This window comes from Ruegeria sp. CK2 (assembly GCF_056536585.1).
In genome coordinates, this window is record NZ_JBQFPW010000006.1 from 159628 (window position 1) to 177828 (window position 18201).

The following is an 18201-nucleotide window of genomic DNA, read 5'->3' on the forward strand; positions in this document are numbered from 1 at the left end:
TGCGCTATCCTTTCTCATAGCTGGGGCTGTGGACTTGCCACCAACTGTCACCTACATAGTGGCATGAGGCCGTGTACACAAAGTCTCGGCGCTGAAAAGAGAATGAAATGAGCAACCACCCCATGATCCAGCTTTTGGTGCTACTTGGCATTGCTGTTTTCCTGATCCTCCGCCTGAGAAGCGTTTTGGGCACGCGCGAAGGTTTCGAAAAACCACCGCTGCAACAGCAGCCCAATGCAAGCAAATCCCGTGGCGATTTCGAAGTTATTGAAGGTGGTCCGGATCATGACATTACGGATCATGTGCCCGAAGACAGCGATCAGGCCCAGACTTTGGCTGCGATGAAGCGGGTCGAGCCCAGTTTTTCCGTCACAGAATTCGTGCAGGGCGCGCGCGGCGCTTACGAGATGATCGTGATGGGCTTCGAGAAGGGAAATCTTGACGAGATTCAGCCGTTCCTGTCGGAAGAGGTGTTCGACACCTTCGTATCGGTTGTTTCCGCGCGCGAAGATCAGGGTCTGACAATCGAAGCTGAATTTGTTGGTGTGCGCGAAACCACACTGTCGGATGCAAAATTCGACAAGGATACCAATCAGGCGGAAATCACCATGCGCTTTGTGGGCGAACTGACATCGGTCGTGCGTGATCGCGGTGGTGATATCATCGAAGGCAACCCCAATACGATCAAACGCCAAAAGGACAGCTGGACCTTTGCCCGAGTAATGGGCAAGGACGATCCAAACTGGCTGCTTGTTGCCACGGACGCATGATTGCAACGCTCCGGTCGCTACTATTGGTGGGTGTCATGACCTCTGCCAGCGCCGCCGGAGCAGAGGCGACGCGCTCTATCCTGTCATTCGAAGATCTTGATGGCTGGGCTGCCGACGATCACGGGGCAGCCCTTTCGGTTTTTTTGAACACATGTGGTGATCTGGCTGGGCCAGATTGGCGGGCGCTTTGTGGTGCGGCCCGATCGTATGAAGCCGATGCCGCCCGTTCATTTTTCGAATTGTTTTTCCGGCCTGTTCTGGTTGAGGACGGGAATGACGCGCTGTTTACCGGATATTTCGAACCAGAACTTGATGGGTCCAGATCGCGTTCGGATCGGTTCAAATACCCGATCTACAAGATGCCGCCCGAGGCCCGCGAAGCCGGGCAATGGCTCAGCCGCCGTGACATTCTGACTGGCGATGCGATGCAGGGCCGCGGGTTAGAGATTGCGTGGGTCGATGACCCGGTCGAACTGTTTTTTCTTCAAATTCAGGGCTCGGGCCGTGTGCGCTTGCCAGATGGCGGCGCTTTGCGCGTCGGATATGGCGGCGCAAATGGACACCCCTATCGCTCAATCGGGGTCGAGCTGGTTCGGCGTGGTATCTTAGGCGCGCATGAGGTCAGCGCCCAGATGATCCGCGCATGGGTGCGCAAGAACCCAGAGGCCGGCGCAGAGCTTCTATTTCACAACCCGTCCTATGTGTTTTTCCGCGAAGTCACACGGGTGGCGCCGGAATTCGGGCCGTTGGGGGCGATGAACCGATCCGTGACCACGATGCGCAGCATTGCCGCCGACCCTGCTTTTACGCCGCTTGGCGCACCGGTCTGGGTGGAAAAGGATGGCAAAGACCCGATCCGCCGGTTGATGATCGCGCAGGATACAGGATCGGCCATCAAGGGCGCCCAGCGGGCCGATATCTTTTTCGGTACTGGAGATGAAGCGGGTCAGGCCGCCGGGCAATTGAAAGATCCGGGTCGAATGGTGGTATTACTGCCGATACAACGCGCTTACGCCTTGTTGCCGGATGAATTCTGATGACCCGGCGCAAACTGACAGCTGAAGAGGTGGAGCTTTGGCGGAAGGTCGCGCAAAAGGCGGAACGGTTGCACCCTGAAATCCCGCAGGCTGTTCATCCAACACCCCTACCCAAGCCAAAGCCAAAGAAAAGTCCGAAACCCCGGATTGACGCATTCGAACTGGGGCAAAACCACCGCGCAAAACCATCCGGGAACAGCCTCAAGCCTTCAGTAACCGAAACGCTCAGAGCGGCGCCGGTTCAGATGGATGTCAAGGCGTTCAATCGGATGAAACGCGGCAAGCTGAAGCCCGAAGGCAAGCTTGACCTACATGGTATGCGGGTTGATACGGCCCATCCGGCGCTGATCCGCTTCATCTTGAATGCGCAGGCACAGGGCAAGCGCTTGGTTCTGGTGGTGACCGGGAAGGGAAAAGACCGGGATGAGCCCGGGCCGATTCCAACGCCGCGTGGCGTCTTGCGCAATCAGGTGCCGAAATGGCTGTCTCTGCACCCATTGGCGCAGGCGGTGATGCAGGTTTCGCCTGCCCATATCAGCCATGGCGGCGACGGCGCTTACTACGTCTATTTGCGGCGTACTCGTTAGAGTGTACGTGCGGCACGGGTCACCCCGATCCACACTAACAGGCACACCAGCAGAAAGAATGCCCCGATCCACAGGAACTGGGTGTCGAGCGAAACGCCATAATCAATCAGAATGCCGGTCAGACCCGGTCCGATGGCTGACCCAAGTACCATGACTGCCGTGACCAGCGCCTTTATCGACCCAATATGCCGCGTACCGTAGAACTCGGCCCAAAAGGCGCTGGGTAACGTGTTGTTTGCCCCGACGGTTAGGCCCAGAAACACCAACCCGACCATGGCGCCGCTGATCGTGGTCGACATCGCCAGAGTGACAAAGCCCATGGCAAAGGGCAGCTGATAGAACGGCATCATGCGTGCAGTGCCCCATTTGTCCAAAGCCCATCCCGTGGCGAACATCGAAAGCAGTGATACGGCGGTGAAGATGGGGAACAGGGCGACCAGCTGGATATGTTGCCAGCCTTTGACTTCGGCCAGATAGACTTGGTGGAAAAAGAACGCGGTGGTGAAGGCGGATGGCGCCAGCACTGAGGGCGCAATGAACCAGAACAGCGGATGGAACAAAGCCTCACGCCGGGTCCAGTGACGGCCCTGCATGCCGGTGGACGAGTATTTGTCAGCCAGACTTTGCGGTGTTCTTTCCTGTCGCAATAAACGCATCAATACAGGGATACCCAGAAGGGTGATGCCGGAAGCAAACATCCACAGCCAGCGCCAATCCAGAAGCACCATTGCAGCCACAAAGGTCAGCGGCAGCAGTGCCTCACCAATCGCAAATCCGATTGCCGCAATCGAAAGGGCTTTACCGCGCGTGGCTGTGAACCAGCGTGCCATTGCGACCAGGGCCAGGTGTGTGCTCATCCCCTGGCCAAAAAGACGCAACAAGAAGATGACAACAGGCAGCAGAACCACCCAGGAATTCAGCGCCATGGCAACGGCTGCCAATGTCAGACCGGCCAAAACAATCGGTCCCAGGACACGTACACGAAAGACATCGGTCAACCCGCCGGCCCAGATCATCACGATGGCCGAAACGGTTGTGCCCAGCGTATATAGCCCACCCCACGCGCCATGGCTTAGCCCAAACTCTGACCGGATTTCACCCGCGAAGATCGAGATAAAGAACGTCTGACCAAAGCTGGACAGAAAGGTCAACAAAACCCCTGCGCCAAGCCAGGTTGCATTTTGGCGCAGGTATTGGCGCAGGTGAAACTGTGTCACGGAGAGGTGACCTGTGCCGCTCCCGTCTCGGTCAATACGATTTCTGTGGCGCCGTCAGTATTGATTTCGGTCGCTGGAACCAGGGCTTTCACCCCCGGTCGGTCGCGTCCGAAGGTGTTGTTGACGCGCCGAACAGAGCTGAGGATGGACAAAAGCGCAGGCGACGTCGCTGCAACGAAATGCGATGACCCAGCATCGCTGTTGAACGCGGTCGTGTCGATCACGCTGATCGGGTAGTCTTCCAGTTGCTCAATCGAGTCTATGTTGCCTAACCTTTTGCTGTCAGCAGTGCCGCGCAGCCGGGCCGAGATATTCAGGACCTTGTCCTTTTTTGACACCATCACAACAAACGGATCCGGAGGGTTTTTGATGCTGTCCATCTGCGTTCGAAACAGATCTACGTCCAGATCCGGCGAAATCAGAATGACGCCTTCAATGTTACGTCTGGACCAGCCAGGTTTCCGCAGCTCTGCTTGACGCATCATTTCCATTGTCAGGGCGCCGCCCATGGAATGCGCCAGAACGTTCACATGGGTCACCCCCATCGCTTTTAGCTCGCGGATCGTGCGCTCTAACCCGTCCCGCGCAAACAACATGCTGTCCAGATCATAAGCATAGCCAATCCCGCGGGCCTGGCTTGGCCAGGAATAAATCAGGATCGACCCAGGAATTCCGATGTCATGCGACAGCTGTGCAGCCCGAAACGCGGTTTCGGTCTGAGTTGCATTGTACCCGTGAACAAAAATGGTGACTTCTTTCACACCTGTCAGCCGTTTCCGGAGATCTTGCGGGCCGGAAAACTCGGTAACATCGGCCAAGACAAATTGTTTGTCTGGATTCGGGTCGGCGTAAGAGAATTTCAGGGTCCCCGGCGTATGGGACGGCGGAATTGACACCGTCATCTCCAGATACCGCAGCTGCTCTGCCCTGCGATACCCGTATGACCCATCCGGTTCGCGTGCGCGCGACGTCACGGCAAAGACCGTTTCGGGTGTTCCAACCCGTAGCGCGCTTGGGACGGTTTCGGAAATCGAGCGATCCACACAAGCAGTCAAGGTAACAGCAGTCAGGAGAATAATAAAATAGCGCAGCACAATCAGACCTCGGAGTGTCGTTGCGCTACGCTATTCATTTCCTGCACCGCGTCCAGTGACAACAGGTGAACGCTTGCGATAAAGCAGCGAATTCTGGCTGATTTGGTTACAGAACGTAACGACTCAGGTCAGCGGATTTGGTCAATTCACCCAGATTGTCACTAACAAACTGCGCATCGACGGTGATTTCCGCCCCTGCTTTGTCGGGTGCAGCAAAGGACAGGTCTTCGAAAACACGCTCCATCACCGTGTACAGTCGACGTGCGCCTATGTTTTCAACGCTTTGGTTTACGTCGGCCGCAATGCGTGCCAGCGCGGCGATGCCATCCTTGGTGAAATCAACGGTGACCTTTTCGGTGCCCATCAGGGCCGTATATTGACGGGTCAGGGCATTGTCGGTCTCCGTCAGGATACGCACGAAATCCTCTTCAGTCAGCGCCCGAAGCTCGACCCGGATAGGCAAACGGCCCTGAAGTTCTGGCAACAGGTCCGACGGCTTGGCGATGTGAAACGCGCCCGACGCAATAAACAGGATATGGTCAGTTTTCACCGCGCCGTGTTTGGTGGACACAGTCGTGCCCTCGATCAGGGGCAACAGATCTCGCTGCACACCTTCGCGGCTTACATCGCCACCGCGGGCGTCGGCGCGCGCGCAGACCTTGTCGATCTCGTCCAGGAATACGATGCCGTTTTGCTCCACGGACTCCAATGCGGTTCGGTTGACGGTTTCGTCGTCCAGTAGCTTGTCCGCTTCTTCCCCGATCAGAAGATCATAGCTTTCCGCGACGGTCATCCGGCGTCTGACAGTACGTCCGCCAAAGGCTTTGCCGAAGATATCGCTCAGGTTCATCATGCCCATATGGCTGCCGGGTTGGCCTGGAATGTCGAGCATCGGCATCGGGTTCGAACTGTCGGCAACCTCAAGCTCAATGACCGTATCATCCAGTTCGCCTGCTTTAAGCTTCTTGCGAAACATTTCGCGCGTGCCGTCGCGGGCGTCGATTCCGGCAATGGCCTCGATCACGCGATCTTCGGCGGCTTCATAGGCTTTTGCTTTCACATCTTCGCGCATGAATTCGCGGGTTTGCAGAATGGCAGCGTCGGCCAGATCACGGACAATCTGTTCCACGTCGCGACCGACGTAGCCGACCTCGGTGAATTTGGTTGCCTCGACCTTGATGAAAGGCGCGCGTGCCAGCTTGGCCAGACGTCGGCTGATTTCGGTTTTACCCACGCCGGTGGGCCCGATCATCAGGATGTTCTTTGGATAGACCTCATCACGAATATCATCAGCCAACTGCTTGCGCCGCCAGCGATTGCGCAACGCCACCGCCACTGCGCGTTTCGCGTCTTTCTGACCGATGATAAAACGGTCCAGTTCCGAGACAATCTCGCGCGGGGTTAGGTCGGTCAAGGGGCAGTCCTTTCGGTCGGCATTGGTGACATTTGGCATAGGTAATCACGGCGACCATGAAAACAACCAAGCCAATTTCGCTGGCAGCGTTGGTTAGCAACGGCGTCTTTGGTTTGCAATTGCTTTCCACCAACAGCGCCATAGGTCAAACGATCAGCGTCTGCTAAAGTGATTTCAATGGTTTGAGTGGTCAGGATTGCGAAATGACAAAGATTGCCAAAATCACGTTGCTGTTTGTCGTGTTTGTCGACCTGATCGGGCAGGGCTTGGTTTTCCCGATTATCAACTCACTAATCATGGAGACAAAATCAGGATTCCTTCCGGAAAGTACGCCATCTGGCCGTAGGCACCTGTATTATGGCCTGGTGATCGGTTGCTTCTTTCTGTCCTGGTTTCTGGGCGTTGTTTATGTCTCGAAAGTCTCGGACTCGATCGGTCGCAAAAATGCGCTTCTGGTCTGTCTGGCAGGCGCATTGGCGGGCTACGCGCTGACCATTGTGGCCTTGTACCTAAACAGTCTGCTGCTTTTGATCGTGGGTCGGTCCATCACCGGGTTCACCGCCGGAAACCAGCCTATTGCGCAGGCGGCCATGATTGATGGCAGCACTGATGCGGCGGATCGCGACCGCAATATGGGTTACATCATCACCGGCGTCAGCTTTGGTCTGGTCGGAGGGCCAATCATCGGTGCAGTGCTGTCAGATACCGCCCTGCTGGGCAGCGTAGCAACATTGAAAACGCCGTTCTTTGGCGCGTTTGTTCTGGTTCTCATCGCGATCTTCCTGGTGACGTTTTTCTTCAAGGACACCCGGACTGAACGCGCCGCGTTTGTGTTCCGTCCACGCGACATCACAGACAGCCTGATTGCGGTGCGCGAACATCCGATGGTCCTGAAAATTCTGCCTGTCTATGCGCTGTTCATGATCGCGAATGTCACCTTTTATGTCTTTGTCGACAATTTCCTCACTAGTGCTTTTGGCTATGGGGTGATCGGCGGCAGCATGGCGATGGTGGTTATTGGCGTTGCGCTGGCCTTTTCCAGCACCTTCCTTGTCAAACCCGCGCAAGAGAGGTTCAGCAAACACGCGATCATCTACACGTCGCTTGTGGTCATGATGGTTAGCGGGTTCGCCTTTGCTTTTAGCCCCAGCGGCGTGCTCAGCTACATCCCCGTGTTCTTCTTCTACTTCTTCTTCGGCGTTTCATACCCAACCCTTTTGGGCCTGTTTTCCTCGGCTGTCAGTGAAACGGATCAGGGTTGGGTTATGGGGGTCACAACGGCAGTGTTCTGCCTTGCTGGCGGGGTGATGTCCCTGATCGGCGGAGGCTTGATGAGCATCGACATCCGTGTGCCCTATTACATCGTGATTGTTGCGGCGATCCTCGGGCTGATCGGCATGCACCGCCGCTGGAAGGGCAAAGAAATCTCAGCTTTGTTAGCCTGAGATCGCCTCGACCGTCAGATTGCCATTGGTGTAAACGCAAATATCAGCCGCGATCGCCATGGACTGACGGGCGACGTCTTCGGCCGATTTGTCGCTTTCCATCATGGCGCGGGCGGCGGCAAGGGCAAAGTTTCCACCCGATCCGATGGCGGCCACGTTATGTTCGGGTTCCAGCACGTCCCCTGCCCCGGTGATCACAAACAAGTCTTTACCGTCGGTGACAATCAACATCGCCTCAAGTTTTTGCAGGTATTTGTCTGTGCGCCAGTCCTTCGCCAGCTCGACCGAGGCGCGGGCCAGTTGGCCAGGCGTTGCCTCAAGCTTGGTTTCCAGACGCTCCAACAACGTGAAAGCGTCTGCTGTGGATCCTGCAAACCCGGCGACAATTTCAAACCCACCGGGTGACAGACGACGCACTTTGCGCGCAGTGCCCTTGATCACGGTCTGGCCAAGGCTGACCTGCCCGTCACCGGCGATGACGACCTGACCGCCCTTTTTTACGCCAATGATCGTTGTGCCGTGCCATCCGGGAAAGTCGCTGTCTGCCATGTAAGCCTCCACTATCGTCGGCACCCTATATGGGTCGGGTAGGTCTTTGGCGCAACCCGTTCATAAACCGCACAAAAGATATGCACAGGACGCAATCCGGGGTTACCGGACCAGCAATTGTGAGTCCGCACCCTACAGACTACATGAGCCCTACAACCGACAAGGGGTCGGCTGTTTCAAATACAAGGACTGCGCAAATGGCAACGACCGCAAATATTCATGCGCCGCTCGGAGCAGCTTTCATCCTGCACGTAGTGGACGCCTTCATCAAAGCTTTCGACGGTGCCGTCGAATGGAATGAAGCCCGCAAGACACGCAAGATTCTGGTGAATCTGACTGACGCTCAGCTGGAAGACATCGGGCTGGTGCGCGCGGATATCGCAAACTTCTGATCCCAACCCGGATCTAGGTAACGGAACGGCCGCCCGGATATCCGAGCGGCTTTTTCTTTGTCATCTCTGCACATATTTGCCGGCTTGATCCGGCAAAAATGCCTCGATCGCGGCCGTTGCGATAACATGGCGTGTGCCCGCTTCATCGTCGGTGACGTCCAGCCCGCCTTTGACGGCGCGAACTTTGGCGCGACCCCGTGGCAGATCGGCGGCAACCAGATCGCAATCCACGGCGTCGGGCTGCTGCACACCGATCGTCACGGATACACGCATTTCCGAATGGTCGATGCCAAGCTTGGAAAACAGTGTGATTGAAGAATGGTGCAACGCATCCTGCACGGCGCGTTGCGCGGCCTTGGTGTAATCCTGACCATACAGGTCGTTTCCCGTGCCCATTTCCAGAATGATACGTTTTTCACTCATTGCGCGGGCTCCATGTTAAACGAGACAATCAGGGCAGCGTTGGCTATGACCGTGCGGCCATCGCCATGCGGCTTGTTGATGTCCAAACCGCCTTTGGTCACGGAAATGTTGGGCTGGCCGTACGGGAAGACAGCTTTTAGCGCCTCCACATCAACCTGATCCGGTTGCTGCACCCCGATCTCGACATCAATGATCATCGCTTCCTTCGGAAACCCGAACAGCTCGGCCATATTGACCGAGTTGTGCCACAGCGCGTCTTTGACGGCACGCAACGCTGCCTCGGTGTAGTCCGTGCGTCGCAGCGACGTGCCCATTCCGAATTCCACAAGAACCCGCGTTTTTGCCATCAGCTGTTCCCTTCGCTCAACAAAAAAGGCGCCCCGATCTGAGGCGCCTTTTGATGATACTGTTACTGCCAGATCAGATGGATTCGTCGATCCAGCTTTGCAGCGCGGCTTTGGGGGCGGCACCAGCGCGGTTGGATACCACCTCACCGTCTTTGAAAATGAACAAGGCGGGGATGCCGCGCACGCCCATAGCGGCGGCGGCATTTGGATTGCTGTCCACATCGACCTTGGCGATTTTCACCTTGCCGTTGTACTCAGAGGCCAGTTCTTCCAGGGCGGGACCGATTTGCTTACAGGGTCCGCACCATTCGGCCCAGAAATCTACAACAACTGGGACGTCCGAGTTCTTGACTTCGGCGTCAAATGTTTCGTCGGTGACGGCTACGGTCGACATACTCTGTCTCCTGAATGAGATGCGCTTGGGGAGTGAACGTAGGTGCCGCCGCGGGGGAGGTCAAGATATCTGGTTACGCGACACCGCGTCCGTCACAAGATCGTGTGGCAGCCACATCAACTCGGCTGTTCGGGTCCACAGAATTGCGGTTCGGATCTGTTTGTCCGGATAGATTTGCGCCAGGGCTTTCGCGTAGGCGCCCATCTGCCGCAGCAGGCCCTCAGGGCACCTCCCGGCCTGGGCTGGAACGGTCACATTTGATTTGAAATCAACCACATGGACTTCAGTTTCCGTCACGATCAGACGGTCCACAACGCCGTGTATGCGCTGCCCATTCAGGTCTGCCGAAATCGGGACCTCGGCCAGCGCGTCATCAGTAAAGATCGGTCGCAAATGATCAGCGGTTAGGACGCGGTTGACCTCGGACAAAAGGTCTTGCCGTTCTGCTTCGCGCATATCGGGAAGAACCCTGGCGCAAAGCTGTGGCCATAGGTCCTGCTCGGTTCCGGGTAAGTGTTCCAGCAGCAGATGCAGGCGGGTTCCGCGAAGTTTGGCCGCCACTTCATCCTGCCCGACATCGCTGGGCAACGCTTTGGCGCCAACCAGATCTGACGGGCTGAGTGTTTCTGCGGGGATCACCGGCTCTGGCGCGGGTTTTAGGAATACATCCGGCAAATCGATATGCGGCCGCATTGTTTCAGCATGCTCGACCACAGGGAGGGTGTCCCAATCCCCATGCGATAATCTTCGGATGTCCGAGTTCGGCAATTCGGTTGCCCCTGCCCGCTCCATCGCGGCTTCGACCATCCGATACCAGCTGGTTCCATCTTTGCCGACATCGCCAGCGGCCGCAACGATCAACCACTTTTCTGCCCGTGTTAGAGCCACATATAGCAATCGCAGCCGTTCGTTTTCTTCCTTGCTGCGCGCTTCATCCCGCGCTTGCGACACAAGCTTGGGCGACGCATCCGCAGGAACTTTCCACAACGGTGTGCCACCCGCGACCATAATCTCGGCGTCGCGGGGGGGCTGTCGTTTGCCGGTGTCCGGTAGTATGACAATGGGTGCTTCCAAACCCTTGGAGCCATGCACCGTCATGACCCGGATCATATTGCCGACACCGCTCATCTGGCGTTTGATTTCAAGATCATCGGTCTGCATCCACACCAGAAATCCGGTCAGGCTGGGAATATCAGTCCGCTCATACGCCAGGGCCTGCGACAGCAGCGCGTTAATACCGTCCTCAGCCTCGGCTCCCAAACGGCCAAGCAATTTGCGCCGTCCGTCATGGCGGGTCAGGATGCGCTCGATCAGGTCATAAGGGCGCAAAAAGTCGATCTGACCCCTCAGATCGTTGAGAACGGACAGCGTTTCAGGGAATTCAGCGCTGCGCTTGCGCAAGGCCGCCCATAGAAATTGTTCATCCCGGCGGTGGGCCAGATCAAAAAGCTGTTGTTCTGACCATCCAAACAACGGCGATTTCAAGACGGTGGCCAACGATAGGCTGTCTTCTGGGGTAGCAAGGAAACTCAGCAAAGCGGCCAAGTCTTTGACGGCGAGCTCGGCGCCAACCTTCAGCCGGTCAGCCCCCGCAATAGGCAGGCCTTCGGACTTACAGGCGCGAATGATCTCGGCAAACAAGTCGGATCTGCGCTGAACCAGTATCAGGAAATCACCCGGTTCAACTTTCCGGCGCACGAACCGCCCCGAAGTTTCACCATCCTCAGGGATCGTTGTTCCGTCATCTATCATCGTCTTGATCGCTTTGGCGACGCGCTCTGCCAAGATCATCGTGTGATGGCGCGCGCCGGGGCGATCGACTGGATCGGTCCAGTCTCCCTCGGTGTCATCTTCGACTTTTTCCACCACCGGCCACAAATCCACGCGACCGGGCAGATCGGCTTTGAAGGCGCGGTGCTGGGCTTCCTTGTGAAACCCCGCCTCTGTGTGGTTTTCAAACAGGATATCGACAAGGTTTAAGATCGCGCTGGAGGATCGGAAGGAATACTCAAGCGTTGAATCCCACAGTTTAGAGCCTGATTCCGCCAGTTTTCGCCCAAATTCGAGCTGCATTCGATCAAACGCCTGCGGGTCTGCACCTTGAAAGGAATAGATTGATTGCTTCTTGTCGCCGACCACAAAGATCGTGCGCTCAACCCCGGATCTGGCGCCTTCCCCGCTGGTGAATTCTTGCGCCATTTTTTCGACGACATCCCATTGATCCGGGCTGGTGTCCTGGGCCTCGTCCACCAGAATATGGTCGATGCCGCCGTCAAGACGATAAAGCACCCACTCAGCCACCGCCGGATCGTTCAGTACCTGACGCGCACGCAGGATCAGATCATCGAAATCCAGCCAGCCACGCAATTGCTTGCGTCGTTCGTATTCGGGCAGGAAGGCAGCGGCAAATCGATGCAGAACAGCCGTTTTTTCCGCAGCAACAAGGGCCAGGCGGTGTTCCCGTGCGGCTTCGATCCGAAGCATGAAGGCCTCTAGCTGCGGTATCCGATCAGCGAGTACGCCTTCGCGCAGAGCTTTGGTCGGAAACCCGTTGATTTTGGCGGTAAAGGGGTCTTTCGCGGACTTACCGGTCAAGAACACGCCTTCTAACGGGCGTAGTGAGCCAAATCCAGCATCGGTAAATGCGGCGAGCTTCTCTGCCGCCTTGGCGTTATTGCCACCGCTTTCGATCAAAGCTGGAAGCATTGACCGGATCAGGTCGACCTCACCGCCTAAAAAAACCCGAGATACCAAAGCGTTCTCATCAAACCCGTCCGGCAGCCCAAAGCGTTGCAGAAGGTCAGGCCTTCGTAATGGGTGCGCAAACAGGTTCCGTTTTTGTGTCACCGCCGCCGTCAGGTTTTCGAACCCAGTCTCCGTGACAAAGCGTGCGACATCTTCGATCAGCTTTGCCTGAGGCCCTTCTGCGAAGTCTTCGACGATTTCGTCGCGCAATAGCGCTGCGGCGCGGTCCTCCATCTCGCTGAATTGCGGGCTGACCCCGGCTTCGAGCGGGAAACGGCGTAACAGTGAGGCGCAAAACGAATGGATCGTTTGTATTTTAAGACCACCCGGAGTTTCGATAGCGCGGGCAAACAACGTGCGCGCCTGAGCAAGCTGTGCGGGATCGATGACACCCTGAACCCCCAGATCGGTCAGCTGTTCCAGCAGTGGGTCATCCCCCAGCATGGCCCATTCGCCAAGGCGTTTGAACAACCGATTCTGCATCTCGCTGGCGGCGGCCTTGGTATAGGTCAGGCACAGAATGTGCTGGGGTTGCACTCCGCCCAACAACAGGCGCGCGACCCTGTCTGTCAGAACCCGTGTCTTGCCCGAGCCCGCATTGGCGGCGAGCCATGTCGACGCATCGGGGCGCGCGGCCTGCACCTGCCGTTCGGTGGCGTCGTTATGCGGGCTCATGTCAGGTTCTCGGGTTGGGTGTCAGCGGTGCGGTCCCATTCACCAAACCGGGCCAGATGATCATAGTCGCCCAAGTCTGTGTCCTTGTGCAGCATGCGACGTGATGAAAAGCCTTGATCAGGCTCTAAATAGGCTGAAATCAACTGTTTCAGCTCGATCAACACCTTGTCGACTGGCTCTTTCGTCAGCGGCGCTGGGACCTCTTTGTAGGTGGTGCCCACACCGACAAAGATTGCTTCAGCCACCGAGATGGGGTCGATCCCGTCAATGCCGCCCTGCTCTGCCACGACGGCTTCGATCAGCAGCTGTTTGTCGAATTTTGCCTGCTGGCTTTCTGGCGGAGGCGCGCCGGTTTTATAGTCGATGATCCGCAATGCACCCCGGCTGTTTCGGTCAATCCGGTCTGCGCGTCCTGCGATCGTGAAATCGAGCGGTGTCAAAGCCAGTTTCATCGTAGCCTCAAAAGCAATGGGGCCGCCATCGCCGCGGCGCCTGATTTCGGCGGCTAGAAAGTCGTCCGCGATCCGTTCAAGCCGCGCGTGCCACAGTTTGCGGGCCGTTGGCCAGGCCACATGCTGATCCAACAAGGCGCCGGCCCGGTTCAGAAAGTTCTCACGAGTCAGCAAGGCACTGTCGAGCACGCTGTCTTTGATGAAATGCTCAAGAATTTCGTGAATGACGATCCCGCGCAACAAGGCATCTGGTGCCTGCACTAAGGGGTCGAGCGGCTTCAGCCGCAAAACGTGTTTGGCGTAAATCGCGTAAGGATCACGGATCAGGCGCTTGATCTCGGTCACTGACAGCCGTCTTGGGCGCGCCGCAACCGGAGGCCTGGGCGAGGGTCGCTGCGCCGGAGCAATCCGAGGGGCGTCTTCCAGGGTTTCGGACCAGGTCAACCATTGCTGACCACGGGCACGCATTTCGGCCAACTCTGCAGGGCCACCCTGCCCCGGCAAGCCCTGCAACAGGTTTGCAAGGCGGTTTACCCAGCGCGACGGGACGGTTTCTGCGTCGTCTGATCGAACCGCGCGGGTCAACCAGACCTCGGGCGCGCCGACGGCCTGTTGAAAATCGTGTGCTGATAGCCCGATCCGCCGTTCTGGCAGCAACAGACCAGCCTTGTCACGCATCTGACGGTTCAGCCAGGGGTCGGGTGCAGGTGCTTCTGGCCAGCTGCCTTCGTTCAATCCACCAAGGATCAGAAGATCAGCGCCTTGAACGCGCGCCTCTAACGTTCCCCAGATCATGATATGCGGATGCGGCGCGTCGCGGTCTCGGACCTCTTCCCCTGCAAGTAGTGCGCTGAGCAGATCGGTGAAGTCATGGGCTGTCATGGGGCCGCCGTGATGCGCCTCATCCTTCAGGGAGGCCACAAGTTTCAGCGTTTTTTGTCCGGCGTTTTTGTCCCAAATAGTTCCGTTTTCGCCAGTGCTGCCAGCGGATATCGCCTCGGCCAAACTCTGTAGGTGATCGACCCAATCGGTCAGTTGTCGCTCGCCCAGGATCTGTTGGTCGCAAAAATGCGTTGTCACCCAGTTGACCCAGCCCTCGGGTACGTCTTTTCGGATCGCAAAGTCCGTCAGGCTTGTGGTGTCGGGGAACGGCGGCCCATGTCGCCTGAGATCAAGTTCCAGATCACGGGTGTGCAGTAAATGGACACCGCGATCTTCACCGTCATGACACAAGGGGTGTTTGAGCAGCGTCAACAGCGCCTCACCATCCAGACGGCGGGCAAACAGCCCCGCAACATGGCGCAGAAACCGTCCGGGGGGTGACAGCTGCAGCGGCAGGCCCGCGCTGTCGTCCGGCAGGATGTTCCACCGGTCCAGCGCAGCGCTGACTTGCCGTGTCAGCATTCGGTCCGGTGTGATCAACGCGGCGGTTTGGCCGGTTTCAGCGGCCTGCCGCAGCCGCAGAGCAATGGCCAGCGCTTCCGCCCGGGGGGATTGTGCCTCGACCAGGGTCAGGTCTTTGGTGGCATCGTGTAAATCTGAAAGCTGCGGACCTTCGGTCATCCAGGCATCTGTGATCGGTGCTGGTCGTAAAGCGAGCGAAACCAAACGGTTACGGGCGGGTGAGGGCGATTGATGATCCGTCCATGGCGCAATCTGGTCTGGCGTGATCTCCAGTCCGCGCATCAGTTTGTGAAACCTGTATTGTGGATGATCTTCTGACGCCAGGGCCTCATCCAGTTCGCGCCATACATGATCGGGTTGATCGAAGTCGTAACCGGGCAGCACCAATGCCCCCTGTGGCAACCGGGCGATCGCCTGCATCAGCATCAAGGTGGTCCCACGCGACCCGGTCGACCCGGCAAGAACAACCGGGTGTTGGGGCGGTGCCACCCTCCAGCGGGCGATCAGGTCTTGCACCACACGCCTTTGGCGGGCTTGTGCATCCATAGCATCCGTTCCGGACTCGATGAAGTGGTCGGTAATCCCGATAAAGGCCTGCGCGCGGGCCCAGTGGCCAGACATGTCACTGACATCCAACTGACGGATTGCGTCCGGAGACACGCCTTCGCCCTGCATCTCGTCGATCAAGGCCGCCAGGCTGTCGGACAGATCGAACAGAGTCGAACGCGCAGCGAGATCGGGTTGCTGTTCCAATAGCTTGGCGATCAGCTGGGTCAGTTCCAACCGGCGTCGTAACGGCGGAATGGCCGGAGGAATCTGCGCCAGATCCAGGCTTTCCCCCAGATCGGTGACCAAAGACAGTCGCGGTAGCAGGCAAGCCGGGCCTTGGTCGAACAAGCTCCGCACGCGCCGGGCCATCCGCCTTGTGTTGACGACCAGTTGCACGCGGGCCATTGCCTCGGGCGGGCCAGCATTGCGCTGTTGCAGACCTTCGACCAGCGCTTTGGGGAAATCCGCGCCCGGCGGAACCGCAAAGACGCGGGGCAGGGTGCCGGAGTCAAACATCTGCCAGCAAGCCTTCGGCCAGAGCAATCCCTTCGGGTCGTCCGACATCACACCAGCGCCCGGGATATTCCAGTGCAAACAGGCGATCCTGATCAAGCATTTGATCCCAGAGAAGATTCAACGAGAACGCCTTTTGTGGGAAAGCTTGCAAGCCATCCGTTTTAAGGATCTGCGCACCGCCATAGACCAGCCCGTGCCCGCGCGTGATCCGTCCGTCCTGATCCGCAATAAAATCCCCTTGGCCGGTATGACCAATGGTTTGGCTGGTCGGAATACACATCAACAGGGCGTCCATACGCTCTGAGTCCCAGGCGCTTTGAAGCAAGGTTAAAGGGTTGGGTCCGGCCCAGATCGCGTCCGAATTCATTGTGAAAACAGGATTCGTGACCAGCAAGGGCAGGGCCGCACGCAACCCACCCCCGGTTTCCAATATGTCTGGTGCTTCGTTAGACAGCAGAACACCCTTTGGTGCCAAATGGGCCGAAAGCTGATCTGCACGGTAATGTAGGTTGGCGACGACATGTTGGGGGTTGAGCTCGTTCACAAACTCCAGCGCGTGATCGATCAGCGGCTTTCCGGCGACTTCGATCAACGGTTTGGGCCGATCTTTGGTTAAATCGCCCATTCGGGTACCGAACCCGGCCGCAAACAGCATCAACGCATCAGGACTTCGAGTCATTTCATCCTCAGTTTTGCCAGATTTTCCGGCGTTGGTGCGGGCAGCGCCTGGTGCAGCACGTCTGCAACCGGGACTAGCGCGGGATGTTCGAGATCGCGCATCAGGTGCGACCATGTGGCAGGGATCAGGTCCACGTAATGGGGTTTGCCATATTCAGTCGCCAGACGCGCAAAACCGCCCAGGATACGCAGATTACGCTGCGCCCCAAGCACGCTATACGCAGTGCGAAAGTCGTGATCATCCAGCCCCGTGGCTGCGAGGTAGCGGTCGATCATCTGCGTTTCGGTCACGGCGGACACAGTGCGGCGCACGTCCTGCAAAAGCGACATAAGGTCATACGCGGGATGCCCCAGCATGGCGGACTGAAAATCCAGCAAACCGACACGCTGAACGCCCTTGTTTTCAGGCAACCAGATCAGGTTTTCGGCATGATAGTCTCTTTGAATCACGACTTTTGCGCCTGAAGCCTCGTGGTGCAGAATATGGGAGAACCGGTCTTCAAACCGTGCCAGGGCGGTCACGTCGTACTGCCCAAGAATACGTTGCGCATATTTGGTAAAAGAGAGCGCCGCCAATTCGGTCATCAGTTTCGGGTCATAGGACGGCACCGAAAGCAAAGGCGCTTTGTGCAAATGAACCAGAACGTCGGTTGCGGCCTCATAGAGCGCACGTTCTTTCGCGGGCTCGTGTTCCAGCACGCGAGCAAAAAGATCATCGCCCAAGTCTTCGAGCAACAGAAACCCGGATTGCGCATCCACTGCATAGATCTCAGGTGCATTCAGGCCGTTCGAACGCAAGTATTCGGCAACGCGAACAAAAGGTGTGACGTCTTCGCCTTTTTCCAGAGGCGCATCCATCAAAACAGCTGTGCGGCCGCTGACAGGATCGGTCAGGCGCTCATACCGACGGTTCGAGGCGTCCCCAGCCAGCGGCGCGCGGCTGGCGCCGGCCCAGGGCGTTTGCGCAATCAGGGCTTCGGCCAAAGCTGCACGATTTGTCATGCCGCGTTCTCCAGCCTCAGAGCCCATTTCGGGTCGCACCACGACACGGTCAGATGGCGAGTATCCATTGAATCCGGGTCTGTTTGAAAGCTTAGGGTCAGCGCTGTTTCGGGCTTTAACGGGCCAAGTTTGTCAGGCCATTCTACAAGGCATATTGCGTGGTCGAACGCATCGATCAGACCGAGCTCTTCAATCTCGTCCACCGTGCATAGGCGATACAGATCGCAATGCCAGATTTCACCCACTTGCGTGTCGTAGGCTTGCACCAATGTGAAGGTGGGTGACGGGACATCTTCCGGCACATCCATCAGCGATTGTATCAGGCTGCGCGCAAAGTGGGTTTTGCCGCTGCCGATTGCACCTTCCAGCAGCAAGATGTCCCCGGGACCTGCATCAGCGCCAAGACGCGCTGCAAATTCTGCGGTTTCTTCGGGTGAATTCAGAGTGATGGAATAGGGCGCCTTGATCATGGCGCCACAATGAACGCGCGTCCCAGCGGCTGCAACCCGGT

17 protein-coding genes are annotated in these 18201 nt (G+C 57.5%); 5 read left to right on the plus strand and 12 right to left on the minus strand.

All coding sequences use genetic code 11. The features are described from left to right. Nucleotides 1–107 precede the first annotated feature (107 nt). Genes ACR0BU_RS11645 through ACR0BU_RS11655 form a run of 3 tightly spaced genes read left to right on the plus strand, consistent with a single transcriptional unit; the run spans nucleotide 108 to nucleotide 2394 of the window. The gene (locus ACR0BU_RS11645; protein ID WP_120633028.1) at nucleotides 108–770 is read left to right on the plus strand and encodes a Tim44/TimA family putative adaptor protein; all 663 of its coding nucleotides are present in this window, start codon (nucleotides 108–110) and stop codon (nucleotides 768–770) included. Then, nucleotides 767–1807, plus strand: coding sequence for a murein transglycosylase A (gene mltA, locus ACR0BU_RS11650; RefSeq protein WP_300071238.1), 1041 nt, complete (start codon nucleotides 767–769; stop codon nucleotides 1805–1807). The genes ACR0BU_RS11645 and mltA overlap by 4 nt, the downstream gene beginning before the upstream one ends. After that, complete coding sequence (locus ACR0BU_RS11655; RefSeq protein WP_480737408.1) at nucleotides 1807–2394, plus strand: Smr/MutS family protein; 588 nt, start codon at nucleotides 1807–1809, stop codon at nucleotides 2392–2394. The genes mltA and ACR0BU_RS11655 overlap by 1 nt, the downstream gene beginning before the upstream one ends. Here ACR0BU_RS11655 and ACR0BU_RS11660 read toward each other — a convergent pair. The 3 genes from ACR0BU_RS11660 to hslU all read right to left on the minus strand — a co-directional run bounded on the left by ACR0BU_RS11660 (nucleotide 2391) and on the right by hslU (nucleotide 6119). After that, the gene (locus ACR0BU_RS11660; protein ID WP_480737406.1) at nucleotides 2391–3611 is read right to left on the minus strand and encodes an MFS transporter; all 1221 of its coding nucleotides are present in this window, start codon (nucleotides 3609–3611) and stop codon (nucleotides 2391–2393) included. The two genes, ACR0BU_RS11655 and ACR0BU_RS11660, sit on opposite strands and share 4 nt — an antisense overlap. Further along, nucleotides 3608–4705, minus strand: coding sequence for an alpha/beta hydrolase (locus ACR0BU_RS11665; protein ID WP_480737405.1), 1098 nt, complete (start codon nucleotides 4703–4705; stop codon nucleotides 3608–3610). Before ACR0BU_RS11665 ends, ACR0BU_RS11660 begins: the two co-directional genes overlap by 4 nt. 106 nt (nucleotides 4706–4811) lie before the next feature. Continuing rightward, nucleotides 4812–6119 carry an ATP-dependent protease ATPase subunit HslU gene (hslU, locus tag ACR0BU_RS11670; RefSeq protein WP_480737404.1) on the minus strand — a complete coding sequence of 436 codons (1308 nt, stop codon included), beginning with the start codon at nucleotides 6117–6119 and terminating at the stop codon, nucleotides 4812–4814. A gap of 203 nt (nucleotides 6120–6322) precedes the next feature. Here hslU and ACR0BU_RS11675 point away from each other — a divergent pair, with 203 nt between their 5' ends. Further along, nucleotides 6323–7564, plus strand: coding sequence for an MFS transporter (locus tag ACR0BU_RS11675; RefSeq protein WP_480737402.1), 1242 nt, complete (start codon nucleotides 6323–6325; stop codon nucleotides 7562–7564). On the opposite strand, the gene hslV is transcribed toward ACR0BU_RS11675, so the two are convergent. Further along, a complete protein-coding gene (gene hslV / locus ACR0BU_RS11680) occupies nucleotides 7556–8113 on the minus strand; it encodes an ATP-dependent protease subunit HslV (protein WP_298935857.1) in 558 nt (185 codons plus the stop codon). The genes ACR0BU_RS11675 and hslV overlap by 9 nt on opposite strands. A gap of 197 nt (nucleotides 8114–8310) precedes the next feature. Here hslV and ACR0BU_RS11685 point away from each other — a divergent pair, with 197 nt between their 5' ends. Beyond that, nucleotides 8311–8505, plus strand: coding sequence for a DUF1127 domain-containing protein (locus ACR0BU_RS11685; protein ID WP_298935856.1), 195 nt, complete (start codon nucleotides 8311–8313; stop codon nucleotides 8503–8505). Nucleotides 8506–8565: 60 nt separating this feature from the next. Here the strand turns inward: ACR0BU_RS11685 and ACR0BU_RS11690 are convergent, their stop codons facing one another. The 8 genes from ACR0BU_RS11690 to tsaE form a co-directional block, all read right to left on the minus strand. Continuing rightward, a complete protein-coding gene (locus tag ACR0BU_RS11690) occupies nucleotides 8566–8928 on the minus strand; it encodes a Lin0512 family protein (protein ID WP_298935855.1) in 363 nt (120 codons plus the stop codon). Next, a complete protein-coding gene (locus ACR0BU_RS11695; RefSeq protein ID WP_480737401.1) occupies nucleotides 8925–9275 on the minus strand; it encodes a Lin0512 family protein in 351 nt (116 codons plus the stop codon). Before ACR0BU_RS11695 ends, ACR0BU_RS11690 begins: the two co-directional genes overlap by 4 nt. A gap of 73 nt (nucleotides 9276–9348) precedes the next feature. Continuing rightward, the gene (gene trxA, locus ACR0BU_RS11700; RefSeq protein ID WP_298935853.1) at nucleotides 9349–9669 is read right to left on the minus strand and encodes a thioredoxin; all 321 of its coding nucleotides are present in this window, start codon (nucleotides 9667–9669) and stop codon (nucleotides 9349–9351) included. 60 nt (nucleotides 9670–9729) lie between these two features. Next, complete coding sequence (gene addA / locus ACR0BU_RS11705) at nucleotides 9730–13089, minus strand: double-strand break repair helicase AddA (protein ID WP_480737399.1); 3360 nt, start codon at nucleotides 13087–13089, stop codon at nucleotides 9730–9732. Next, nucleotides 13086–16010 (minus strand): double-strand break repair protein AddB, encoded by a 2925-nt coding sequence (addB, locus tag ACR0BU_RS11710; protein WP_480737398.1) that lies wholly within the window; start codon nucleotides 16008–16010, stop codon nucleotides 13086–13088. The genes addA and addB overlap by 4 nt, the downstream gene beginning before the upstream one ends. Beyond that, nucleotides 16003–16689: a nucleotidyltransferase family protein gene (locus ACR0BU_RS11715; protein WP_299081227.1), complete on the minus strand. Its 687-nt coding sequence runs from the start codon at nucleotides 16687–16689 to the stop codon at nucleotides 16003–16005. Before ACR0BU_RS11715 ends, addB begins: the two co-directional genes overlap by 8 nt. After that, entirely contained in the window at nucleotides 16686–17690 is a 1005-nt protein-coding gene (locus tag ACR0BU_RS11720; RefSeq protein ID WP_480737397.1) for an aminoglycoside phosphotransferase family protein, read from the minus strand. Before ACR0BU_RS11720 ends, ACR0BU_RS11715 begins: the two co-directional genes overlap by 4 nt. Then, complete coding sequence (gene tsaE, locus ACR0BU_RS11725) at nucleotides 17687–18160, minus strand: tRNA (adenosine(37)-N6)-threonylcarbamoyltransferase complex ATPase subunit type 1 TsaE (RefSeq protein WP_480737395.1); 474 nt, start codon at nucleotides 18158–18160, stop codon at nucleotides 17687–17689. Before tsaE ends, ACR0BU_RS11720 begins: the two co-directional genes overlap by 4 nt. Nucleotides 18161–18201 lie beyond the last annotated feature (41 nt).

What these genes read in the sequence shown, in the direction of transcription:
- ACR0BU_RS11645 (WP_120633028.1), top strand. Translation starts at nt 108, where the DNA reads ATGAGCAACCACCCCATGATCCAGCTTTTGGTGCTACTTGGCATTGCT.
- mltA (WP_300071238.1), top strand. Translation starts at nt 767, where the DNA reads ATGATTGCAACGCTCCGGTCGCTACTATTGGTGGGTGTCATGACCTCT.
- ACR0BU_RS11655 (WP_480737408.1), top strand. Translation starts at nt 1,807, where the DNA reads ATGACCCGGCGCAAACTGACAGCTGAAGAGGTGGAGCTTTGGCGGAAG.
- ACR0BU_RS11675 (WP_480737402.1), top strand. Translation starts at nt 6,323, where the DNA reads ATGACAAAGATTGCCAAAATCACGTTGCTGTTTGTCGTGTTTGTCGAC.
- hslV (WP_298935857.1), bottom strand. Translation starts at nt 8,113, where the DNA reads ATGGCAGACAGCGACTTTCCCGGATGGCACGGCACAACGATCATTGGC.
- ACR0BU_RS11685 (WP_298935856.1), top strand. Translation starts at nt 8,311, where the DNA reads ATGGCAACGACCGCAAATATTCATGCGCCGCTCGGAGCAGCTTTCATC.
- ACR0BU_RS11690 (WP_298935855.1), bottom strand. Translation starts at nt 8,928, where the DNA reads ATGAGTGAAAAACGTATCATTCTGGAAATGGGCACGGGAAACGACCTG.
- ACR0BU_RS11695 (WP_480737401.1), bottom strand. Translation starts at nt 9,275, where the DNA reads ATGGCAAAAACGCGGGTTCTTGTGGAATTCGGAATGGGCACGTCGCTG.
- trxA (WP_298935853.1), bottom strand. Translation starts at nt 9,669, where the DNA reads ATGTCGACCGTAGCCGTCACCGACGAAACATTTGACGCCGAAGTCAAG.
- addA (WP_480737399.1), bottom strand. Translation starts at nt 13,089, where the DNA reads ATGAGCCCGCATAACGACGCCACCGAACGGCAGGTGCAGGCCGCGCGC.
- addB (WP_480737398.1), bottom strand. Translation starts at nt 16,010, where the DNA reads ATGTTTGACTCCGGCACCCTGCCCCGCGTCTTTGCGGTTCCGCCGGGC.
- ACR0BU_RS11715 (WP_299081227.1), bottom strand. Translation starts at nt 16,689, where the DNA reads ATGACTCGAAGTCCTGATGCGTTGATGCTGTTTGCGGCCGGGTTCGGT.
- ACR0BU_RS11720 (WP_480737397.1), bottom strand. Translation starts at nt 17,690, where the DNA reads ATGACAAATCGTGCAGCTTTGGCCGAAGCCCTGATTGCGCAAACGCCC.
- tsaE (WP_480737395.1), bottom strand. Translation starts at nt 18,160, where the DNA reads ATGATCAAGGCGCCCTATTCCATCACTCTGAATTCACCCGAAGAAACC.